The organism is Streptomyces sp. NPDC048507 (genome assembly GCF_043199995.1).
Classification (GTDB): domain Bacteria; phylum Actinomycetota; class Actinomycetes; order Streptomycetales; family Streptomycetaceae; genus Streptomyces.
On record NZ_JBICWZ010000006.1, the window covers coordinates 321,398 to 340,485 of the forward strand.

Annotated in this window: 18 protein-coding genes; 9 read left to right on the top strand and 9 right to left on the bottom strand. The window is 73.3% G+C overall.

Annotated features, from left to right (window positions below; genetic code table 11):
* The first annotated feature begins 238 nt into the window (after positions 1-238).
* The 5 genes from ACGFXC_RS19465 (at position 239) to ACGFXC_RS19485 (ending at position 6,506) form a co-directional block, all read left to right on the top strand.
* Positions 239-1,006 (top strand): IclR family transcriptional regulator, encoded by a 768-nt coding sequence (locus ACGFXC_RS19465; protein WP_393714318.1) that lies wholly within the window; start codon positions 239-241, stop codon positions 1,004-1,006.
* Between the two features lie 326 nt (positions 1,007-1,332).
* A complete protein-coding gene (locus ACGFXC_RS19470) occupies positions 1,333-2,115 on the top strand; it encodes an MIP/aquaporin family protein (protein ID WP_393714320.1) in 783 nt (260 codons plus the stop codon).
* A gap of 78 nt (positions 2,116-2,193) precedes the next feature.
* The gene (glpK, locus tag ACGFXC_RS19475; RefSeq protein WP_393714322.1) at positions 2,194-3,735 is read left to right on the top strand and encodes a glycerol kinase GlpK; all 1,542 of its coding nucleotides are present in this window, start codon (positions 2,194-2,196) and stop codon (positions 3,733-3,735) included.
* A 40-nt stretch (positions 3,736-3,775) separates the two neighbouring features.
* Positions 3,776-5,383, top strand: a complete 1,608-nt coding sequence (locus ACGFXC_RS19480) for an FAD-dependent oxidoreductase (RefSeq protein ID WP_393714324.1) — start codon at positions 3,776-3,778, stop codon at positions 5,381-5,383.
* A 127-nt stretch (positions 5,384-5,510) separates the two neighbouring features.
* Positions 5,511-6,506 (top strand): PAC2 family protein, encoded by a 996-nt coding sequence (locus ACGFXC_RS19485; RefSeq protein WP_393714326.1) that lies wholly within the window; start codon positions 5,511-5,513, stop codon positions 6,504-6,506.
* A gap of 74 nt (positions 6,507-6,580) precedes the next feature.
* Here the strand turns inward: ACGFXC_RS19485 and mshC are convergent, their stop codons facing one another.
* From mshC to ACGFXC_RS19505, 4 genes are all read right to left on the bottom strand, one after another.
* Positions 6,581-7,810 carry a cysteine--1-D-myo-inosityl 2-amino-2-deoxy-alpha-D-glucopyranoside ligase gene (gene mshC / locus ACGFXC_RS19490; RefSeq protein ID WP_393714327.1) on the bottom strand — a complete coding sequence of 410 codons (1,230 nt, stop codon included), beginning with the start codon at positions 7,808-7,810 and terminating at the stop codon, positions 6,581-6,583.
* A 110-nt stretch (positions 7,811-7,920) separates the two neighbouring features.
* On the bottom strand, positions 7,921-8,757 hold the full coding sequence (locus ACGFXC_RS19495; protein ID WP_393714594.1) for an SCO1664 family protein: 837 nt from the start codon (positions 8,755-8,757) through the stop codon (positions 7,921-7,923).
* Positions 8,721-9,311 (bottom strand): DUF3090 domain-containing protein, encoded by a 591-nt coding sequence (locus ACGFXC_RS19500; RefSeq protein WP_393714329.1) that lies wholly within the window; start codon positions 9,309-9,311, stop codon positions 8,721-8,723. Before ACGFXC_RS19500 ends, ACGFXC_RS19495 begins: the two co-directional genes overlap by 37 nt.
* Before the next feature lie 75 nt (positions 9,312-9,386).
* A complete protein-coding gene (locus tag ACGFXC_RS19505; RefSeq protein ID WP_393714331.1) occupies positions 9,387-10,094 on the bottom strand; it encodes a histidine phosphatase family protein in 708 nt (235 codons plus the stop codon).
* Between the two features lie 54 nt (positions 10,095-10,148).
* On the opposite strand from ACGFXC_RS19505, the gene corA reads away from it, so the two are divergent.
* Positions 10,149-11,141 (top strand): magnesium/cobalt transporter CorA, encoded by a 993-nt coding sequence (corA, locus tag ACGFXC_RS19510; RefSeq protein ID WP_393714333.1) that lies wholly within the window; start codon positions 10,149-10,151, stop codon positions 11,139-11,141.
* 15 nt (positions 11,142-11,156) lie between these two features.
* On the opposite strand, the gene ACGFXC_RS19515 is transcribed toward corA, so the two are convergent.
* Both ACGFXC_RS19515 and ACGFXC_RS19520 read right to left on the bottom strand, forming a co-directional pair.
* On the bottom strand, positions 11,157-11,945 hold the full coding sequence (locus ACGFXC_RS19515; protein ID WP_393714335.1) for a ferritin-like domain-containing protein: 789 nt from the start codon (positions 11,943-11,945) through the stop codon (positions 11,157-11,159).
* 258 nt (positions 11,946-12,203) lie between these two features.
* Positions 12,204-13,253, bottom strand: coding sequence for an LLM class F420-dependent oxidoreductase (locus ACGFXC_RS19520; RefSeq protein WP_393714337.1), 1,050 nt, complete (start codon positions 13,251-13,253; stop codon positions 12,204-12,206).
* A 107-nt stretch (positions 13,254-13,360) separates the two neighbouring features.
* Between ACGFXC_RS19520 and ACGFXC_RS19525 the strand changes: the two genes are divergently transcribed.
* Together ACGFXC_RS19525 and ACGFXC_RS19530 are read left to right on the top strand one after the other, a co-directional pair.
* Positions 13,361-14,344 carry an aldo/keto reductase gene (locus ACGFXC_RS19525; protein ID WP_393714339.1) on the top strand — a complete coding sequence of 328 codons (984 nt, stop codon included), beginning with the start codon at positions 13,361-13,363 and terminating at the stop codon, positions 14,342-14,344.
* Positions 14,341-16,815 (top strand): ATP-binding domain-containing protein, encoded by a 2,475-nt coding sequence (locus ACGFXC_RS19530; RefSeq protein ID WP_393714341.1) that lies wholly within the window; start codon positions 14,341-14,343, stop codon positions 16,813-16,815. The genes ACGFXC_RS19525 and ACGFXC_RS19530 overlap by 4 nt, the downstream gene beginning before the upstream one ends.
* 61 nt (positions 16,816-16,876) lie before the next feature.
* On the opposite strand, the gene ACGFXC_RS19535 is transcribed toward ACGFXC_RS19530, so the two are convergent.
* Positions 16,877-17,545, bottom strand: a complete 669-nt coding sequence (locus tag ACGFXC_RS19535) for a hypothetical protein (protein ID WP_393714342.1) — start codon at positions 17,543-17,545, stop codon at positions 16,877-16,879.
* 47 nt (positions 17,546-17,592) lie between these two features.
* Between ACGFXC_RS19535 and ACGFXC_RS19540 the strand changes: the two genes are divergently transcribed.
* Entirely contained in the window at positions 17,593-17,781 is a 189-nt protein-coding gene (locus tag ACGFXC_RS19540; RefSeq protein WP_351822455.1) for a DUF5703 family protein, read from the top strand.
* Positions 17,782-17,818: 37 nt separating this feature from the next.
* Here ACGFXC_RS19540 and ACGFXC_RS19545 read toward each other — a convergent pair whose 3' ends face one another.
* Entirely contained in the window at positions 17,819-18,625 is an 807-nt protein-coding gene (locus ACGFXC_RS19545) for a chaplin (RefSeq protein WP_393714344.1), read from the bottom strand.
* Positions 18,626-18,787: 162 nt separating this feature from the next.
* Complete coding sequence (gene chpH, locus ACGFXC_RS19550; protein ID WP_362133708.1) at positions 18,788-19,021, bottom strand: chaplin ChpH; 234 nt, start codon at positions 19,019-19,021, stop codon at positions 18,788-18,790.
* Positions 19,022-19,088 lie beyond the last annotated feature (67 nt).

A 19,088-nucleotide genomic window follows, 5' to 3' on the forward strand; every position in this document is an offset into this window, starting at 1 on the left:
GATGCGACGGCTGTCGGCTTTGCACCCCCTCTGTGTCAAGGGTGCACGCGGTCAGGGTAACCGCGTGGCACTGCCCCCGGTGAGGTCGTCCCACGTGGCGGACTGCATTCTGTGCGCGGGGCCCGTACGGGTGAGCCGTGCGGCGGACGGGGCACCGGGAACCGCCCGTCCCTGCACAAGGTCGACATCGACCGATACTGTTCAGCATTGTCGAACTACGTCAGCAGGAGGCTGCGCGATGGCACGGAACATCCAGTCGCTCGAACGAGCCGCTGCGATGCTGCGGCTCCTGGCGGGCGGGGAACGCCGGCTGGGCCTCTCGGACGTCGCGTCGTCCCTGGGTCTGGCCAAGGGCACGGCGCACGGGATCCTGCGCACCCTGCAAGCCGAGGGCTTCGTGGAACAGGACCCGGCCTCGGGCCGCTACCAGCTGGGCGCCGAGCTGCTGCGCCTGGGCAACAGCTACCTGGACGTGCACGAGCTGCGCGCGCGGGCGCTGGTCTGGACGGACGACCTGGCGCGGGCGAGCGGCGAGAGCGTCTACGTCGGCGTCCTGCACAAGAGCGGGGTGCTGATCATGCACCACGTCTTCCGCCCGGACGACAGCCGTCAAGTGCTGGAGGTGGGGGCCATGCAGCCGCTGCACTCCACGGCGCTGGGCAAGGTGCTGTCGGCGTACGACCCGGTGGCGCACACGCAGGCGGTCGAGGTGGAGCGGGAGGCGTTCACGGCCCGTACGGTCACGGACGCGGCGGGCTTCGAGGAGGTCCTGGAGCTGACCCGGGCGCGCGGCTGGGCGGCGGACGTCGAGGAGACCTGGGAGGGCATCGCCTCGGTGGCGGCGCCGATCCACGACCGGCGCAGGATGCCGGTGGGGGCCGTGGCGCTGGCGGGGGCCGTGGAGCGGGTCTGCGGGGCCTCCGGCGAGCCGCACGCGGCCCTGGTGGCCTCCGTACGGGACTGCGCGCGGTCGGTTTCGCGCGACCTCGGGGCGGGCCGGTTCTGAGCTTGACCTGATCGATCCGATCCACCCAGTGGCCGCCACGCGCGCCATTTGGGTGGATTTTGTCTTTTATCGATCACCCAATGGCTTGATTTGGCCGATCGTACCTAGTGGTAACGATCCGGTTCTTTGACCTGGCCAGCCCTTGACGCGTTCTTCACCCAGGCGGAAAACTGCCGTTCATCGGTCGGCATTGTCGAACACCTACCGGCAATACGCGTTAGGCTATGGCGAGGCCAAGGACCGGTGCAGCACTCACCGAGTGCGGTGGACACCGGAGGGACCCGGTTGTCCGCCCACCCCCTGGACGTAAGACAAAGGAGTCGCGGGTGTCCAGCTCCGACATCTTCATCGGCGAGACCATCGGTACCGCCCTGCTCACACTGCTCGGTGGTGGCGTCTGCGCCGCCGTCACGCTCAAGAGCTCCAAGGCCCGCAACGCGGGCTGGCTCGCGATCACCTTCGGCTGGGGTTTCGCCGTCATGATCGCCGCCTACGTCTCCGCACCGCTGTCCGGCGCGCACCTCAACCCGGCGGTCACCGTCGGCATCGCCGTGAAGACCGGCGAATGGGGCGACGTGCCCGTCTACCTCGCGGGCCAGCTGCTCGGCGCCATGCTGGGCGCCGTCCTGATGTGGGTCACGTACTACGGCCAGTTCCTCGCGCACCTGTCGGACCCGGAGCACATCCGCGACGCCAAGCTCGGCCCCGAGGACCCGCACCCGCACGACACGGCCGGCCCCGTGCTCGGGATCTTCTCCACGGGCCCCGAGATCCGTAATGTCGTGCAGAACCTCGCGACCGAGATCATCGGCACCGCCGTCCTGGTCCTGGCCATCCTGACCCAGGGCCTCCAGGACGACGGCAAGGGGCTCGGTGTCATAGGCGTCCTGATCACCTCGTTCGTGGTCGTCGGCATCGGCCTCTCGCTGGGCGGTCCGACCGGCTACGCCATCAACCCGGTGCGCGACCTCGGTCCGCGCATCGTGCACGCCCTGCTCCCGCTGCCCAACAAGGGCGGCTCGGACTGGGGGTACTCCTGGATCCCGGTCGTCGGCCCGCTCGTCGGTGCCGCCCTCGCCGGTGGTCTGTACAACATCGCGTTCGCCTGATCAGCACCGGAACGATCGAAAGATCCGCACCGCCCTCCTGATTCCGCCAACTCACAAGACCTGCCAGGAGCAGACACCATGACCACCAGCACCGGCCCCTTCATCGCCGCGATCGACCAGGGCACCACCTCCTCCCGCTGCATCGTCTTCGACCGCGACGGCCGCATCGTCGCCGTCGACCAGAAGGAGCACGAGCAGATCTTCCCGAAGCCGGGCTGGGTCGAGCACGACGCCACCGAGATCTGGACCAACGTCCAGGAGGTCGTCGCCGGGGCCATCGCCAAGGCCGCCCAGGACATTCCGGGCTTCACCGCCGCCGACGTCAAGGCGGTCGGCATCACCAACCAGCGCGAGACCACCGTCCTGTGGGACAAGAACACCGGCGAGCCGGTGCACAACGCGCTGGTCTGGCAGGACACCCGCACCGACGCCCTGTGCAAGGAGCTCGGCCGCAACGTCGGCCAGGACCGCTTCCGCCGCGAGACCGGCCTCCCGCTGGCGAGCTACTTCGCCGGCCCGAAGGCCCGCTGGCTGCTCGACAACGTCGAGGGCCTGCGCGAGCGCGCCGCGGCCGGCGACATCCTCTTCGGCACCATGGACTCCTGGGTCATCTGGAACCTCACGGGCGGCGCCCAGGGCGGTGTGCACGTCACCGACGTCACCAACGCCTCGCGCACCATGCTGATGAACCTGCACACCCTGGCCTGGGACGACAAGATCGCCGAGTCCATGGAGGTGCCGCTCGACATCCTCCCGGAGATCAAGTCCTCCGCCGAGGTCTACGGCCACGTCAAGGACGGCGTCCTCGCCGGCGTGCCGGTCGCCTCGGCGCTCGGCGACCAGCAGGCCGCCTTGTTCGGCCAGACCTGTTTCGCCGAGGGCGAGGCGAAGTCCACGTACGGCACCGGCACCTTCATGCTGATGAACACCGGCGACAAGATCATCAACTCGTACAGCGGCCTGCTGACCACGGTCGGCTACAAGATCGGCGACCAGAAGCCGGTCTACGCGCTGGAAGGCTCCATCGCCGTCACCGGCTCGCTCGTCCAGTGGATGCGCGACCAGATGGGCCTGATCAAGTCCGCGGCCGAGATCGAGACGCTGGCCTCCTCCGTCGAGGACAACGGCGGCGCCTACTTCGTACCCGCCTTCTCCGGCCTGTTCGCCCCGTACTGGCGCTCCGACGCCCGCGGCGTGATCGCCGGCCTGACCCGGTACGTCACCAAGGCGCACATCGCCCGTGCCGTCCTGGAGGCCACCGCCTGGCAGACCCGCGAGATCACCGACGCCATGACCAAGGACTCGGGCGTCGAGCTCGCCGCCCTCAAGGTCGACGGCGGCATGACCTCCAACAACCTGCTGATGCAGACGCTCTCGGACTTCCTGGACGCCCCCGTGGTGCGCCCGATGGTCGCCGAGACCACCTGTCTCGGCGCCGCCTACGCCGCCGGCCTGGCCGTCGGCTTCTGGCCCGACACCGACGCCCTGCGCGCCAACTGGCGCCGCGCGGCGGAATGGACCCCGCGGATGCCCGCCGAGCAGCGGGACCGCGAGTACAAGAGCTGGCTCAAGGCCGTGGAGCGGTCCATGGGCTGGGTCGACGACGAAGACGCCAGCTGACCGCACCAGCTGAGTCAATCGACGAGGAGCTGAAAGAGATATGAGCACCCTGCAGAGCGTCCCCGCCCTGGGTACGCACCCGACCGCCGGTTCGAACCCGAGCCGCGCCGAGACCCGTGAGCAGCTGTCGAAGGCCACCTACGACCTGCTCGTCATCGGCGGTGGCATCCTGGGCACCTCGGTGGCCTGGCACGCCGCGCAGTCGGGCCTGCGGGTCGCCATGGTGGACGCCGGCGACTTCGCCGGCGCCACCTCCTCCGCCTCCTCGAAGCTGGTCCACGGCGGCTTGCGCTACCTGCAGACCGGTGCGGTCAAGCTGGTCGCCGAGAACCACCACGAGCGCCGGGTGCTGGCCAAGGACGTCGCCCCGCACCTGGTCAACCCGCTGACCTTCTACCTGCCCGTCTACAAGGGCGGTCCGGTCGGCGCGGCGAAGCTGGGCGCGGGCGTGTTCGCGTACTCGGCGCTCTCGGCCTTCGGCGACGGCATAGGCAAGGTCATCTCGCCGGCCCGCGCCGTCGCCGACAATCCGGGTCTGAAGACGGACAACCTGAAGGCCGTCGCGGTCTACTACGACCACCAGATGAACGACTCCCGCGTCGCCGTCATGACGGTCCGCGCGGCCGTCGAGTCAGGCGCGGTCGTCCTGAACCACGCCGAGGTCACCGGACTGCGCACGACGCGCGGCCGGGTCAGCGGTGCCGAGCTCAAGGACCGTCTCGACGGCACCGAGTTCGGGGTCGACGCGCGCGTCGTGCTCAACGCCACCGGCCCGTGGGTGGACCACCTGCGGCGCATGGAAGACAAGCACTCGATGCCGTCGATCCGCCTTTCCAAGGGCGCGCACATCGTCATGAAGCGCAAGTCGCCCTGGAAGGCCGCCATGGCCACTCCGATCGACAAGTACCGCATCACCTTCGCCCTGCCGTGGGAGGACCAGCTCCTCCTCGGTACGACCGACGAGGTCTACGAGGGCGACCCGGCGGACGTGCGCGCCACCGAGTCCGACATCCAGCAGATCCTGGACGAGGCGGCCTTCTCGGTGAAGGACGCCGATCTGGACCGCTCCCTGATGACGTACGCCTTCGCCGGCCTGCGGGTGCTGCCCGGCGGCCCCGGCGGCGTCGAGAAGGCCAAGCGCGAGACGGTGGTCTCCGAGGGCGCGGGCGGCATGCTGTCGGTGGCCGGCGGCAAGTGGACCACCTACCGGCACATCGGCCGCGTGGTCATGGAGAAGCTCGCCAAGCTGCCCGGCAGCCCCCTCACCGAGGACATGGAGCCGGTGAAGTCGCTGGTGCGCCGGGTCCCGCTGCCCGGTGTCGCCAACCCCAACGCCGTCGCCCACCGCCTGCTGGTGGACCACGAGCCCGGTACGCGCATGGACCCGCTGACGGCCCGCCACCTGGCCTCGCACTACGGCTCGCTGGCCTTCGACATCGCCCGCCTGGCGAACGAGGACCCGGCGCTCGCGGAGCGGATCCACCCGGACGGTCCCGAGATCTGGGCGCAGGTCGCCTACGCCCGTGACAACGAGTGGGCCCAGACGGCCGACGACGTGCTGCGCCGCCGTACCACGGTGACGGTCCGCGGCCTGGACGACGAGGCCGTACGGGCCCGCGTCGAGGAGATGCTGGGCCGCAAGGCATAGCTCGCCCGCGGGAGGGGAAGAGGGGCGGTTCCGAGGGGAACCGCCCCTCTGTCGTGGGCTGTGGCCGGTGCCTCATCAAGGCTTAGGCTGACCCACGTACGCAAGGGAACTTCGGAAGGAGACCTGGGTGATCGAGCTTGAGGGCGTGCCCGAGCTGATCGACCCGGTCATGGTGGCCGCGTTCGAGGGCTGGAACGACGCGGGTGACGCCGCCTCCGGTGCGGTGGCGCACCTGGACCGGGAGTGGAAGGGCGAGGTCTTCGCGGCACTGGACGCCGAGGACTACTACGACTTCCAGGTCAACCGGCCGACGGTGTGGCTGGACAACGGGGTAAGGAAGATCACCTGGCCCACGACCCGGCTGTCGGTGGTCCGGATCGGCGGCGCGAAGCCGCGCGACCTGGTACTGGTGCGGGGCATCGAACCGTCCATGCGGTGGCGTTCGTTCTGCGAGGAGATCCTCGGCTTCGCGGTCGAGCTGGGCGTGGAGATGGTGGTCATCCTGGGCGCGCTGCTCGGGGACACCCCGCACACCCGGCCGGTGCCGGTGAGCGGGGTGACCTCGGACGCGGACCTGGCCCGGACGATGGACCTGGAGGAGACGAAGTACGAGGGCCCGACCGGGATCGTGGGCGTCCTCCAGGAGGCCTGTACGCATGCCGGGATGCCGGCCGTGTCGCTGTGGGCGGCGGTGCCGCACTACGTGTCGCAGCCGCCGAACCCGAAGGCGACGCTGGCGCTGCTCAACCGGCTGGAGGACCTGATCGACCTGCGGATCCCGCTGGGCGAGCTGCCCGAGGACGCGCGGGCCTGGCAGCTGGGGGTGGACCAACTGGCCGCCGAGGACAGCGAGGTGGCGGAGTACGTGCAGACGCTGGAGGAGGCGCGGGACACCGCGGACCTGCCGGAGGCGTCGGGAGACGCGATCGCGCGGGAGTTCGAGCGCTACCTGCGGCGGCGGGATCCTTCGGCGGGGCCGGCGTCGGCCGAGCCGGGCGACGGCTCCTACCTCCGCGACACCTCCGGCGGGCTGAACCGTCCCCCCAGGCGCAAGCCGGACCCCGAACCGGAGGCGGAGGCGGAGCCCCCGTCCCCGGGGGAGGACGACACCCCGGAGGCGTAGCCGTGGCCCGCGCCGGCAAAAGGGCGGTGCCCCCACCCGGGAGGGCAGGGGCACCGGCCGCCGGAGCGGCGGGGTTACAGGGCCACGCCCAGCAGGGCGTCGACCGTACGGGAGACCAGGCCCGGGGCCGATTCGTCGGTCTCGTCGGAGGCCAGTTGGAGCTCGGCCCAGCGGTCGACGGCCGCCAGCGCGGCGGGGGCGTCCAGGTCGCGGGAGAGCGCCTCGCGGACCTCCTCGACCAGGGCCTCCGCCGGTACGCCGTCCGGCCGGGAGACGGCCGCCCGCCAGCGCTCCAGCCGGGCCACGGCCTCGGAGAGGACGGCGTCCGTCCACTCCCAGTCGGCCCGGTAGTGGTGGGCCAGCAGGGCCAGCCGGATCGCCGCCGGGTCGACGCCGGACCGGCGCAGCGCGGAGACGAAGACCAGGTTGCCCTTGGACTTGGACATCTTCTCGCCGTTCAGGGCGACCATGCCCGCGTGGACGTACGCCTTGGCCATCGGGAACTCGCCCGTCAGGACCTGCGCGTGCGAGGCGCCCATCTCGTGGTGCGGGAAGACCAGGTCGGAGCCGCCGCCCTGGATGTCGAAGCCCATGCCCAGGTGTTCCAGGGCGATGGCCACGCACTCGATGTGCCAGCCGGGCCGGCCGCGGCCCAGGGTGGCGCCGTCCCAGCTCGGATCGCCCGGACGCGCGGCCATCCACAGCATCGGGTCGAGGGGGTTCTTCTTGCCCGGGCGGTCCGGGTCGCCGCCGCGCTCCGCGGAGAGCATCCGCATCGCCTCGGCGTCGAGGTGCGAGACCCCGCCGAAGTTCGGGTCGGACTCCACGGAGAAGTAGACGTCGCCGTCGAGCTCGTACGCGGCGCCGGCGTCGCGCAGCCGCTCGACCAGCGGGACGATGCCGGGTATGGCCTCGACGGCGCCCACGTACTGCTTCGGCGGCAGCATGCGCAGGGCGGTCATGTCCTCGCGGAACAGAGCCGTCTCGCGCTCCGCCAGCTCGGTCCAGTCATGTCCGTCGCGCAGCGCCCGCTCCAGGAGCGGGTCGTCCACGTCCGTGACGTTCTGGACGTAGTGGACCTGCCGCTTGTTGTCGAGCCACACGCGCTGCACGAGGTCGAACGCGTTGTAGGTCGCCGCGTGACCGATGTGCGTCGCGTCGTACGGGGTGATCCCGCAGACGTAGATACGGGCGACGGGACCGGGGGCGAGTGTGATCGTCCCCTGGGTCGCGGTGTCGTGGATCTGGAGGTCGCGGCCCTTGCCGGGCAGGGCGGGGACCTCAGAAGCGGGCCAGGCATGCATGTCACGAGCCTAACCGGACGAGTGTTCCGGAAACGAACCGGAGGAGCACTCTTGGCCTGATCAGCGCTCTTGCGGTCTGGCCGGAACTGTGCGTTCGCCGTCGTCGCCGGTCAGACCGGTGGCCAGGGGATCGAGGGCCACTGTCCGGACGGCTCGGGGTGCGTCCCCTCGCGCAGCAACTGGGCCACGCGGCCCCGTACGGCGGCCAGCTCGGCCGGGGTGATCAGTTCGGCCAGCCGGGTGGCGAGCGGGGCTCCGTCGGCCAGCTCCGCCGCGAGGGAGTCCAGCACCCGCCGGGCCTCCTCGGTCAGCGGCTCCCCCGACCAGCCCCACAGCAGGGTGCGCAGCTTGTCCTCGGTGTGGAAGGTCACTCCGTGGTCGATGCCGTAGAGCCTGCCGTCGGGCGCGGGCAGCAGGTGGCCGCCCTTGCGGTCGCCGTTGTTGATCACGGCGTCCAGGACGGCGAGGCGCCGCAGCCGGGGGTCGTCGGCGTGTACGAGCAGGGCGGTGCGGCCCTCCCCCACCTCGGCGAAGGCGACCGCCTTCCAGCCCTCCCCGGGCTCCTCGGCCTCGACGAGCGCGAGCAGCCCGGACTCCGGCGTTTCTCCGGCGTCGATCCAGTGCTGGACCATGCCCTCGCCGTACGGGCCCTCGCGCAGCACCGTCGCCGGGACCAGGCCCCAGCCCGTGGCCTGCGAGACCAGGTAGGCGGCGCGCTCGCGGCGGGCGAGGTTGCCGTCGGGGAAGTCCCACAGCGGGCGCTCGCCCCGCACCGGCTTGTAGACGCAGTCCGCGCTGGCGCCCTCGTAGGTCACCGTGCACAGCAGGACGGCGTTCGAGGCTTCGGCGATGCGGCCGCGGACGGTCAGCTCACCGCGGGTGAGCAGCTCCTCGATCCCGGTCCCCTCGCTCACGGCTGGCGCCGGTACCCGTTCTGGCGGGGGCAGACGTGCCCCTCGGGATCCAGCGGCAGGCTGCACAGCGGGCACGGCGGACGCCCCGCGTTGACCACGTCCAGGGCCCGCTTGGCGAAGGCGCGGGCCTGGGCGCCGGAGAGCCGGACCCGCAGCATGGGCGGCCCGTTCTCCTCGTCCTGCAGCAGCCGCTCCTCGGCTTCGGCGAGGTCCTCGTCGGAGTCTGCCTCGACCTCGACGAGGGCCTGCGCCTCGACGATCATCCGCTGCTCCTCGCCGTCCCAGGCGAGCGCCATCGTGCCGACGCGGAACTCCTCGTCGACGGGGACGTCCAGGGGGGCGGTGTCCGCGGCCTCGGTGGAGGCCATGGCCGGGACGGGGGCGTTTCCGCCGGTGCGCCGCACGACCTCGTCCAGCAGTTCGTCCATCCGCTCGGCGAGCGCGGCGACCTGGGTCTTCTCCAGCGACACGCTGGTGACGCGGGGGCCCGAGGAGGCCTGCAGGAAGAACGTACGGCGTCCAGGCAGACCGACCGTGCCGGCCACGAAGCGGTCCGGCGGGTCGTAAAGGAACACCTGACGGGGCACGACCGGTCTCCAAGTCTGAGGCAGGGCAGGGCAGCGCGCGGGTGGGGCGCCCTGCCACCCTACTGCGCCGTTCGATCAGGCCGCGCCCGCGCCGCCCCCCACCACGGCGTTCCCGCCGCCCTCGGTGGCGGTGTCGGGGGACGGGGCCGCCCGGGGGATCAGCGGCGCGAGGTCCCCGGTGTCGCCGAGGCGCAGCAGGAAGGGGCGGGTGGGGGTGTAGCGGATGGCGGTGACCGAGCAGGGGTCGGCGTGAACCCGCTGGAAGAGGTCGAGGTGCATGCCGAGGGCGTCGGCGACGAGCGACTTGATGATGTCGCCGTGGGAGCACATCAGGAAGACGGCGTCCGCGCCGTGCTCCTCCTCGATCCGCGCGTTCCATTCGCGTACGGCGTCCACGGCGCGGGCCTGCATGGCGCGCATGGACTCGCCGCCGGGGAACGCGGCGGCCGAGGGGTGCTGCTGGACGATCTTCATGAGGGGTTCGTCGGCGAGCTCGGAGAGCTTGCGGCCCGACCAGTCCCCGTAGTGGCACTCGCCGATGCGCTCGTCGGTGTGCAGCGGCAGTTCCGGGCGGGCGGCGAGCAGCGGGGCGAGGGTCTCGCGGCAGCGCTGGAGCGGGCTGGTGACGGCGGCCGCGAGGGGCATCCCGTCGAGCCGGGCGGGCAGGGCGGCGGCCTGGGCCGCGCCGTGCTCGTCCAGGCCCACTCCCGGGGTCCATCCGGCGAGCACGCCCGCGGTGTTGGCGGTGGACCGCCCGTGTCGTACGAGGATCAGCATGGCCATGGGGGCAGCCTATGCGGTGGCGCGGGTGTGCGGGCGGGCCGAGGTCAGGGAAGAATGCCCCGCGTGATTGTGGACTGCGCGATGTACCGGAACGGCCGCCGCTCCGAGGCGCCCGAGGACTTCTCTGACGCCCTCGACGAGGCGCGGGCCGCGGGCGACGCCTTCGTGTGGGTGGGCATGCACGAGCCGACGGAGCCGGAGTTCGATCACGTCAGCCGGGAGTTCGGGCTGCACAAGCTGGCGGTGGAGGACGCGCTGACGGCGCACCAGCGGCCGAAGCTGGAGGTGTACGACGATTCGCTGTTCGTCGTCCTCAAGCCGGTGCGGTACGACGACGACACGGACACCGTGACCACCGGCGAGCTGATGGTCTTCATCGGCGATTCCTTCGTGGTCACCGTCCGGCACGGCGAGGGGGCCGCGCTGGCCGCCGTACGGCACCGGCTGGAGCAGGAGCCGGACGTGCTGCGGCACGGCCCGACGGCGGTGCTGTACGCGGTGTCGGACGCGGTGGTGGACCACTACATCGAGGTGGCGGCGGAGCTCCAGGCGGACCTGGAGGAGCTGGAGGCGGAGGTGTTCGCGCCGAACGCCTCGGACTCCAAGAACACGGCCGCCCGGATCTACGGCTTCAAGCGGCAGGTGCTGGAGTTCCGCCGGGCGACCAGCCCGCTGCTCCAGCCGATGGACCGGCTGGCGTTCGGGCAGGTGCCCTTCGTGCACGAGCACGCCCAGCCGTTCTTCCGGGACGTCGCCGACCACCTGACGAAGGCCAACGAGTACATCGAGGGCCTGGACCGGCTGCTGTCGGACGCGCTGGCGGCGCACCTGGCGCAGATGGGGGTCCGGCAGAACGACGACATGCGCAAGATCTCCGCATGGGCGGCCATGGCGGCGGTCCCGACGATGGTGGCGGGGATCTACGGGATGAACTTCGAGCACATGCCGGAGCTGCGGCAGGGCTGGGGCTATCCGGCGGTGCTGGTGCTGATGGCGGTCGTGTGCGCGGGCCTGCACCGGCTGTTCAAGCGGCGCGGCTGGCTGTAGGTCCCCGCCCGGGGGCTACGCGTACCCGGGCGCGGCGGCGGGTACGCCGCCCAGCGCGCCGGTGCGCTGCGGCGGCCGCAGGCGCACCATCCGGTGCCAGCCGCTGAAGCGCTCGTACGCGTACGCGCCGCGGATCCCGGTGGCCAGGGCGGCGGCCTTGGGGGCGGGCCAGCCCAGCAGGCGGCCCATGTGGTCCATGACGGCGAGGCTCACCTCCCGGTAGACGGCGATCTCGGCGAGCGCGCTCTCGCGCAGGACGCGCTGGATGGTCCGGCCGTGGCCCTCGCGGGCGAGGCGCAGCAGCTCCTCGTGGCAGTAGGCGAGGTGGTTGTCCTCGTCGTTGCTGATCATGCGGACGGCCTTGCCGAGCTCGGGGTGGTCGCCGAAGTGGCGCACCAGCATGACCATCTGCTCGGAGGCCCGCTGTTCGGTGACGCGGCTGTGGGCGAGGTAGACGACGATGTCCCGTTCGGTGAGGGGCTCCTCGCGGCGCAGCTTGTCGTGGGCGAGGCCGATGCCGCGGCGTTCCAGCAGCATCGTGTAGTCCGTCTCGGGCGGGACGGGTACGGGGGCCAGGCCCCGGTTGCGCAGCAGGGCGCGGAAGATCCGGCCGTGCTTGTCCTCGTCGGCGCCGTGCCGGGTGATCTTGGGCGCGAGGTCGCGCATGCCGTCGGGGACGAGGGCGGCGATCCTGGCGTTCTCCCAGCCGCCCTGGGACTCCCCGCTGGCGGCGATGGAGCAGAACAGCTGGAAGGAGTCGTCGTGGTCGACGATCTCCCGGAACAGGCTGCGGGCAGAGAGCATGCAACGAGTCAAAGTCGGATCCGGCGGGCGGGCAACCGAGGGACCGCCCCCCTTCGGCCGAATGAACGATCCGGACGGCGGTCCGGACGGCGGTCCGGACGGCGGTCCGGACCACGATCCGGACCGGGGCGGCCGGGGGCGTAACCCCGGGGCCGGGCCGCGCGTTGTTGGCTGTGTCGGCCGTGGCGGGGAAGACCCCCGAGCCCCCACCACGGCCGCAGGCTTCCCGGCCCCCCTCCGGCCGCGGCCGGGCCGCCGTCAGGCCAGGCCGGCCAGGGCGAGGGCCTCGGTGCCGGCGCGGAGGGCGGCGAGGCGCTCCTCCCGGGTGAAACCGGCCGGGGCCAGGGTGAGGGTGGTGACCCCGGCGTCGGCGTAGGCCCGCATCCCGTCCGCGATCCGCTCGACGGAACCCAGCAGGGTGGTCGAGTCGATGAGCGAGTGCGGCACCGCAGCGGCCGCCCCCTCCTTGTCGCCGCCCAGGTACTTGGCCTGGATCTCGGCGGCCTCCTTCTCGTAGCCCATGCGCTGGGCGAGCTGGTTGTAGAAGTTCTGCTTCGGGCTGCCCATGCCGCCGACGTACAGGGCGGTGTACGGGCGGAACATGTCCGCGAGGGCGCTCACGTCCTCGCCGACGGCCAGCGGCACGGTCGGGCAGACGTCGAACCCGTCCATGGTCAGCCCTGCCTTCTCGCGGCCGGCGCGGATGTGGCGCAGGGCCGTCTCCTCCAGGTGCTCGGCGGCCGGGAAGATCAGCAGGGCGCCGTCGGCGATCTCGCCGGTCTGTTCGAGGTTCTTGGGGCCGATCGCGGCGATGTAGAGCGGGATGTGCTCGCGCTCGGGGTGGACGGTCAGCTTGAGCGGCTTGCCGGGGCCGCCGGGCAGCGGGAGGGTCCAGTGGTCGCCGTCGAAGGAGAGGCGCTCGCGGCTCATCGCCCGGCGGACGATCTCCACGTACTCGCGGGTCCGCGCGAGGGGCTTGTCGAACTTCACGCCGTACCAGCCCTCGGAGACCTGCGGGCCGGAGACGCCGAGGCCGAGCCGGAAGCGGCCCTTGGTGAGGGAGTCGAGGGTGGCGGCCGTCATCGCCGTCATGGCGGGCTGCCGGGCCGGGATCTGGAAGATCGCCGAGCCGACGTCGATCCGCTCCGTCTGGGCGGCGACCCAGGCGAGCACGGTGGCCGCGTCGGAACCGTAGGCCTCGGCCGCCCAGCAGACGTCGTAGCCGAGGCGGTCGGCCTCCTGGGCGACGGCGAGGTTGTCGGCGTCCATGCCCGCACCCCAGTACCCGAGATTGATGCCCAGCCGCATGTGTCGTCCCCTTACGAAGTGCTGTCTACCGATCAGTAACGTGGGTCTGCGGGGGACTGTAGCGCGCCCGGCCGTCCGGCGTCAGTGCCGCAGTAGTCTCAGCGCTCATGGAGCAGAGGCATCTCGGCCGCACCGGACTGCGCGTCTCCCGGCTCGGCCTCGGCACCCTGACCTGGGGCCGTGACACCGGCGAGGAAGCCGCCGCCGAGCAGTTGAGGACGTTCTGGGAGGCGGGCGGCACGCTCGTCGACACCGCCGACGTGTACGGCGGCGGTGAGGCGGAGTACCTCCTCGGAAAGCTGGTGGGCTCCCTCGTGCCGCGCCGGGACCTGGTCATCGCGACCAAGGCGGGCAGCGTGCCGGATCCGGACCGGCGCTTCGACGGCTCGCGCGGTCACCTGCTCGCCGCCCTGGACGATTCGCTGGACCGCCTCGGCACCGATCACGTGGACCTCTGGCAGGTGCACGCCTTCGACCCGGCGACCCCGCTGGAGGAGACCCTCCAGGCGCTGGACCTGGCCGTCAGCAGCGGCCGGGCCCGGTACGCGGGGGTCTCCAACTTCAGCGGCTGGCAGCTGGCGAAGGCGGCGACCTGGCAGCTGGCCGCGCCGGGGGTGCGCAGCCGCCTGGCGTCGACGCAGATGGAGTACTCGCTGCTCCAGCGGGGCGTGGAGCGCGAGGTGCTGCCCGCCGCGCTGGACCTGGGCGTCGGCCTGCTGCCGTCCTCGCCGCTGGGGCGGGGGGTGCTGACGGGCAAGTACCGGGACGGCACCCCGCCCGGTTCGCGGGGCGCGTCGCCGTCCCTGTCCGCCTTCGTGGACCCGTACCTGGACGAGCCGGCCGGGCGGATCGTGGACGCGGTGGTGACGGCCGCGCAGGGCCTCGCGGTGACCCCGCTCCAGGTGGCGCTCGCCTGGATCCGGGACCGGCCGGGGGTGGTCGCCCCCATCGTCGGCGCGCGGACGGCGGCGCAGCTGGGGGCGGCGCTGTCGGTGGAGGCCCTTAGTCTTCCGGAGGAGATCTGCCGGGCGCTGGACGACGTGTCGGCGCCCGTGCACCGCTATCCCGATCAGGACTGGAGCACGCTGTGAGCACGGACCCCGAGGCCCCCGCCCCCACCGCCGACGCGGGGGCGCCCGCGCCGGAGGACGCGCCGGACTCCGCGCCGGACTCCGCGCCGGACTCCGCGCCGGAGCCGCCCGCGCCCGGCGGAGCCGAGGAGACGGGGCCGGCCGCCGCCGGGGACGGCCCGCCGGAGCCGCGGGCCGACGGGGCGCCGGACGCGGCGGAGGCGGAAGCCGACGCGGCGCCGGACGGGTCGGAGCCGGTGCCGGACGGGTCCGACGCGGAGGCCGACGGGGCGCAGCCGGAGGCCGGGGCTGACGCGGCTGCCACCGGGTCGGAGCCGGCGGCCGAGGGCTCCGAGGCGGAGGCCCGGGCCGACGCGGCGGCGGACGGGGTGGACCCGATGCCGGACGCCTCAGCCCCTGCCGATGGCTCGGAGCCGGGCGGCTCCGAGGCGGCGGCCGACGGGGCGGGGGCCGGGGCCGAGCCGGGTGCGGGCGGGGTGGAGGCTGCGCCGGGGGTGAGCGAGGCGCAGGCCGAGCTGGCGGCGCAGAAGGTGGAGCGGGAGCGCATCGCGCGGCGCAAGGCCGAGCGCGAGGGCCCCGTCGACGCCGGAGCCAAGCTCAGCGGCCGGGCCGCCGACCTGCTGGCCGCCGTACGGGCCGTGGAGGGTGGCGGCAAGCCGCCCTCCGCCGTGTTCTTCGACGAGGCTCCCGCCCCCCGCCGGGCGGCCCCCGCTCCCCCGGCCCCCCGGCCCGCCGCGGTGCCCGCGCCCGCCGCGCCCACCGCCGAGGACACCGGGGCCGTACGGGCCCTGCTCGCCCGTGGCGGCGCCCCCGAGGCGCTGGCGGGACCGGCCGCCGAGGCCCTCGGTGAGGGCGCCGCGCAGCGCCTCGCCGAGGACCCCTGGCTGCTGCTCTCGGTCGCCGGCGTCCGCCCGGCGCAGGCGGACGGTTTCGCGCAGGCCCTGCTGGGTCCGCAGGCCGGCCCCGCCGACCCGCGCCGCGGAACGGCCCTGCTGGGCTGGCTGCTCGCCCGGGCCGCGCTCAAGGGGCACACCGCGCTGGAGGCGCCAGTGCTGGAGAAGGCCCTGGCCCAGTACGGCGTACCGGCCCCGGCCGAAGCCCTGGAGGCGGCCATCGGGGACGGCGCGGTGCTGGTGTTCCACGAACCGCTCGGCGAGCCCGGACGGAACGAGGGTGACGGGGACGACGCGGGCGACGAGGACGGCGAGGACGAGCGGCCCGTACGGGTCCTCGTGGGCCTGGAGGAGTACGCCCTGGCCGAGGAGAGCCTCGCCGACGGCCTGGCCCGGCTGTCCGCCACCTTCGGCCCGGCGGCCGACTGGTCGCGGGCGGAGCGGGGCCCCGGCGCCGAGCTGATCCGGGCCGTCGCCGGGCACGGCCTGGTCGTCCACACCGGCGGCGAGGCGGCCCGCGCCGAGCCGGCGGCCCTGCTGGCGGCCGCCGGGGAGCTGGGCCTGCGGGCCCTGCTGGCCGCGCACGGCCCGGCCGGGGAAGCCCGGGACGCCGGGGACGCCGTGGGCGTCGCGGAGCTGCTCGCGGGCGCCCAGGGCCCCGGGCGGGACGCCGACGGCCGCTTCGAGCTCGACCTGCTCGTCGTGCTGGACGCCCCGCAGCTGGACGTGGAGACGGCCGCGGCCCTCGTCGAGTCGGTGCCCGACGGAGCCCGTCTGGTGCTCTCCGGTGACCCCGGGGTGCTCGGATCGGCGGGGCCCGGGCGGGTGTTCGCCGACGTGCTGGCGGCCGCCGCCTGTCCCCGGATCGTGTCCCGGACGCCGGATCCCGGCCCGCTCGGCGAGCTGGTGTCGGGGGTGGGGATCGGGGAGCTGCACCAGGTCGACGCCCCCGGCAAGGAGATCGTCATCGTCCCGGTGCGCGACGCCGGGGAAGCCGTGCACCGCACCGTGCAGCTGGTCTGCGAGTCGGTGCCGCGCGCCTTCGGGATCCAGGCGCAGGACGTACAGGTCATCACCCCGGGCCACGGCGGCTCGGCGGGGACCCGCGCGCTGAACGCGGCCCTCAAGGAGCGGCTCAACCCCGGCCCGGGCCGGTTCGGCGGATTCGACCCCGGCGACCGCGTGGTCCACGTGCCGTCGCCCGGGCGGGCGCTCCCGGCGCGGGTGGTGACGGCCGACGCGCAGGGGCTGCACCTGGACGCCGCGGGCGGGCGGGTCGTCGTACCGCGGGAGCGGGTGGAGTCCCGGGTGCGGCACGGCTGGGCCCTCACGGCGCACCAGGCCGTCGGCGCGCGCTGGCCGGCGGTGGTCGTCGTGCTGCCGGGTGACGCGGCGGAGGCCCTGTCGCGGGACTGGGTGTACACGGCGTTCGGCCGGGCCGAGCGGCACCTGTCCGTGGTGCACGGGGTGGACCAGGCGCTGCCCCGCGCGGTGGCCGAGGTGCTGCCGAAGCCGCGGACGACGCGGCTGACGGGCCTGCTGAGGGCGTTGACGGCCGCCCAGGAGCAGTCCGTCTGACCCGCCCGGTCCGCGCCCCCGGCCGGCAACGGCGGCCGGGGGCGCGGTGGGTGACGGAGGCTCAGGCGGGGGTCAGTCCCGGCTCGGCGTTCTCCTCGTCCTCGTCGAAGTCCGCGTCCTCCAGCCCGTCCTCGTCCTCGTCGAAGACGGAACTCACGTCGAACCGGTGCAGGACGTCCTGCTGATCGACGTGCCCGAAGGGCGAGTTGAGCCAGTCCCCCGGTTCCGCGACCTCTTCCAGGGCGGCGATCCAGAGGGTGGAGTCGCCCTCCTCCAGCCCGAACTCCTTGTACCGGGAGGCGATCTCGTCGGGCTCGTACTCCCCGAACAGCACCCCGAGGGCTCCGGCGGTGCTGCCGTCGTCGACGAGTTCGGCGTCCCGGTCGTGCGCGGCGACCCGCTCGGCCTGGGCGATCAGCCGGGCCGGCTCGACCACGGCGTAGTCGCGGCGGATGAGCACGCTGAACGCGGCGGGCTCGGCGGGACCGGTGTAGGCGACCCCGTCCTCGGGCGTGGGGATCTCGAAGGGGGTGACCTCGTCGTAGCGGTCGTAGAGGAGTTCGTCGTACTCCTCGGCGGCGGCGGCGAGTTCGTTGAAGGCGGCGTAGACGGCCGGGTCCTCGTCCCCGATCCTGCTCTCGACCGCGGCGAGGTGACGGTCGAGAGCGGCCTTGACCGCCTCGGCGGCGGCGCGTACCTCGGCAACAGTGGGCAGAGCGGCATCAGACATAGTGCAGACGCTATCCGTAGCGGGCCCGTGCCCGCACAATAGATGCGATGCCGGAATACGAATTTGTCGACGTGTACGTACCGCGCGGCACCTCCCGCCAGGAGGCGACCCGCCTGTTGACCGACCATGCCGAGTACGGGCACTGGGAGCTGGACCGCCTGGCCCTGTACCGGGACGGCAGCCGACGGGTGCGGTTGCGCCGCCGGATCATCCGCCAGGTCCGCGCGACCTGGTGACGCGGGCCCCGGCCCGGGGCCCGCGTCGGGGTGCCGGTCAGGCGGCCTTGCGGGCGCGGCGGTAGAGCACGGCCCCGGCCAGCAGCAGACCGCCCGCGAGCGGTACGCCGGCCGAGAGGACGTCACCGGCGCCGGTCGCCGCGAGCCCGCCGGTGCCCTGGCCGGGCGTGACGGGGGTCTGGCCGGCGGGGCCGCCGGGCGTGGCCGGGGTTCCCGTTCCCGGGGTCCCGGGGTTCTGCCCGCCGGGCGTGCCCGGGGTCCCACCGCCGGGATTGCCGGGGGTGCCGGGGGTGCCGCCACCCGGAGTGCCCGGAGTGCCACCGCCCGGAGTGCCGGGCGTACCGGGAGTGCCACCGCCCGGAGTGCCCGGGGCGTCGCCGCCGCCGTTGTGGTCGCCGGGGTGGCCCGGGGTGTGACCGCCGGGGGTGCCCGGGTTGCCGGGGTGGTGACCGCCGGGGGTGCCCGGGTTGCCGGGGTGGTGACCGCCCGGGGTGCCCGGGTGGCCCGGGGTGCCCGGCTCGTCGTCGCAGGGCTCGTCACCGCCGCCCGGGTGCCCGGGGTGCCCGGGGTGGCCCGGGTGCTGCGGCGTACCGGACGCGTTGGCGCAGCGGTTGCCGAAGACCGGGTTGAGGGCCCCGATGACCGTCACGGAGTTCCCGCAGGCGTTCACCGGCGCGTCCACGGGCGCCTGCACGGTGTTGCCGGATAGCAGGCCCGGCGAGTTCGCGGCGTGCCCGGACGCTCCGGAGGCCGCCTGGGCGTAGCCGCCGCCCAGTGCGAGGACTCCCCCCGCCGCCGCCATCGTGATCAGCGTCTTCCTCGTGACCTGAACAGGTCGTCGCATCTGTACTCGTCCCCTGGTGTGTACGTGTCGTCGTACGTGTCGGTCGACGTACAGGCCGTACAGGCTCCCCCGCCTGCTACGCCGAAGATCGTGGTTCCGGGCCGGAAAGCCCGGCGGCCCCGGAGCGCTGGAGTGCGCTCCGGGGCCAGGACTTCAGACGCGTCAGGCGTTGACGCAGGTGTTGCCGAAGGCCGGGTTGAGCAGGCCGATCACGGAGATCGTGTTGCCGCAGACGTTCACGGGCACGTGGACCGGAACCTGGATGACGTTGCCGGACAGGACACCGGGGGAGCCGATGGCCGCACCCTGGGCGCCCGCGTCGGCGACGGCGAGGCCGGCACCCGCGAGAACCAGACCACCGGTGGCAGCCGCAGCGGCGACAACCTTCTTGAGCATTGTTCCTCCTAGTAGGCAAGTGCGGTCCCAGCCGCGGACCGCACCACCTGTAACGAGGAGGGATCAC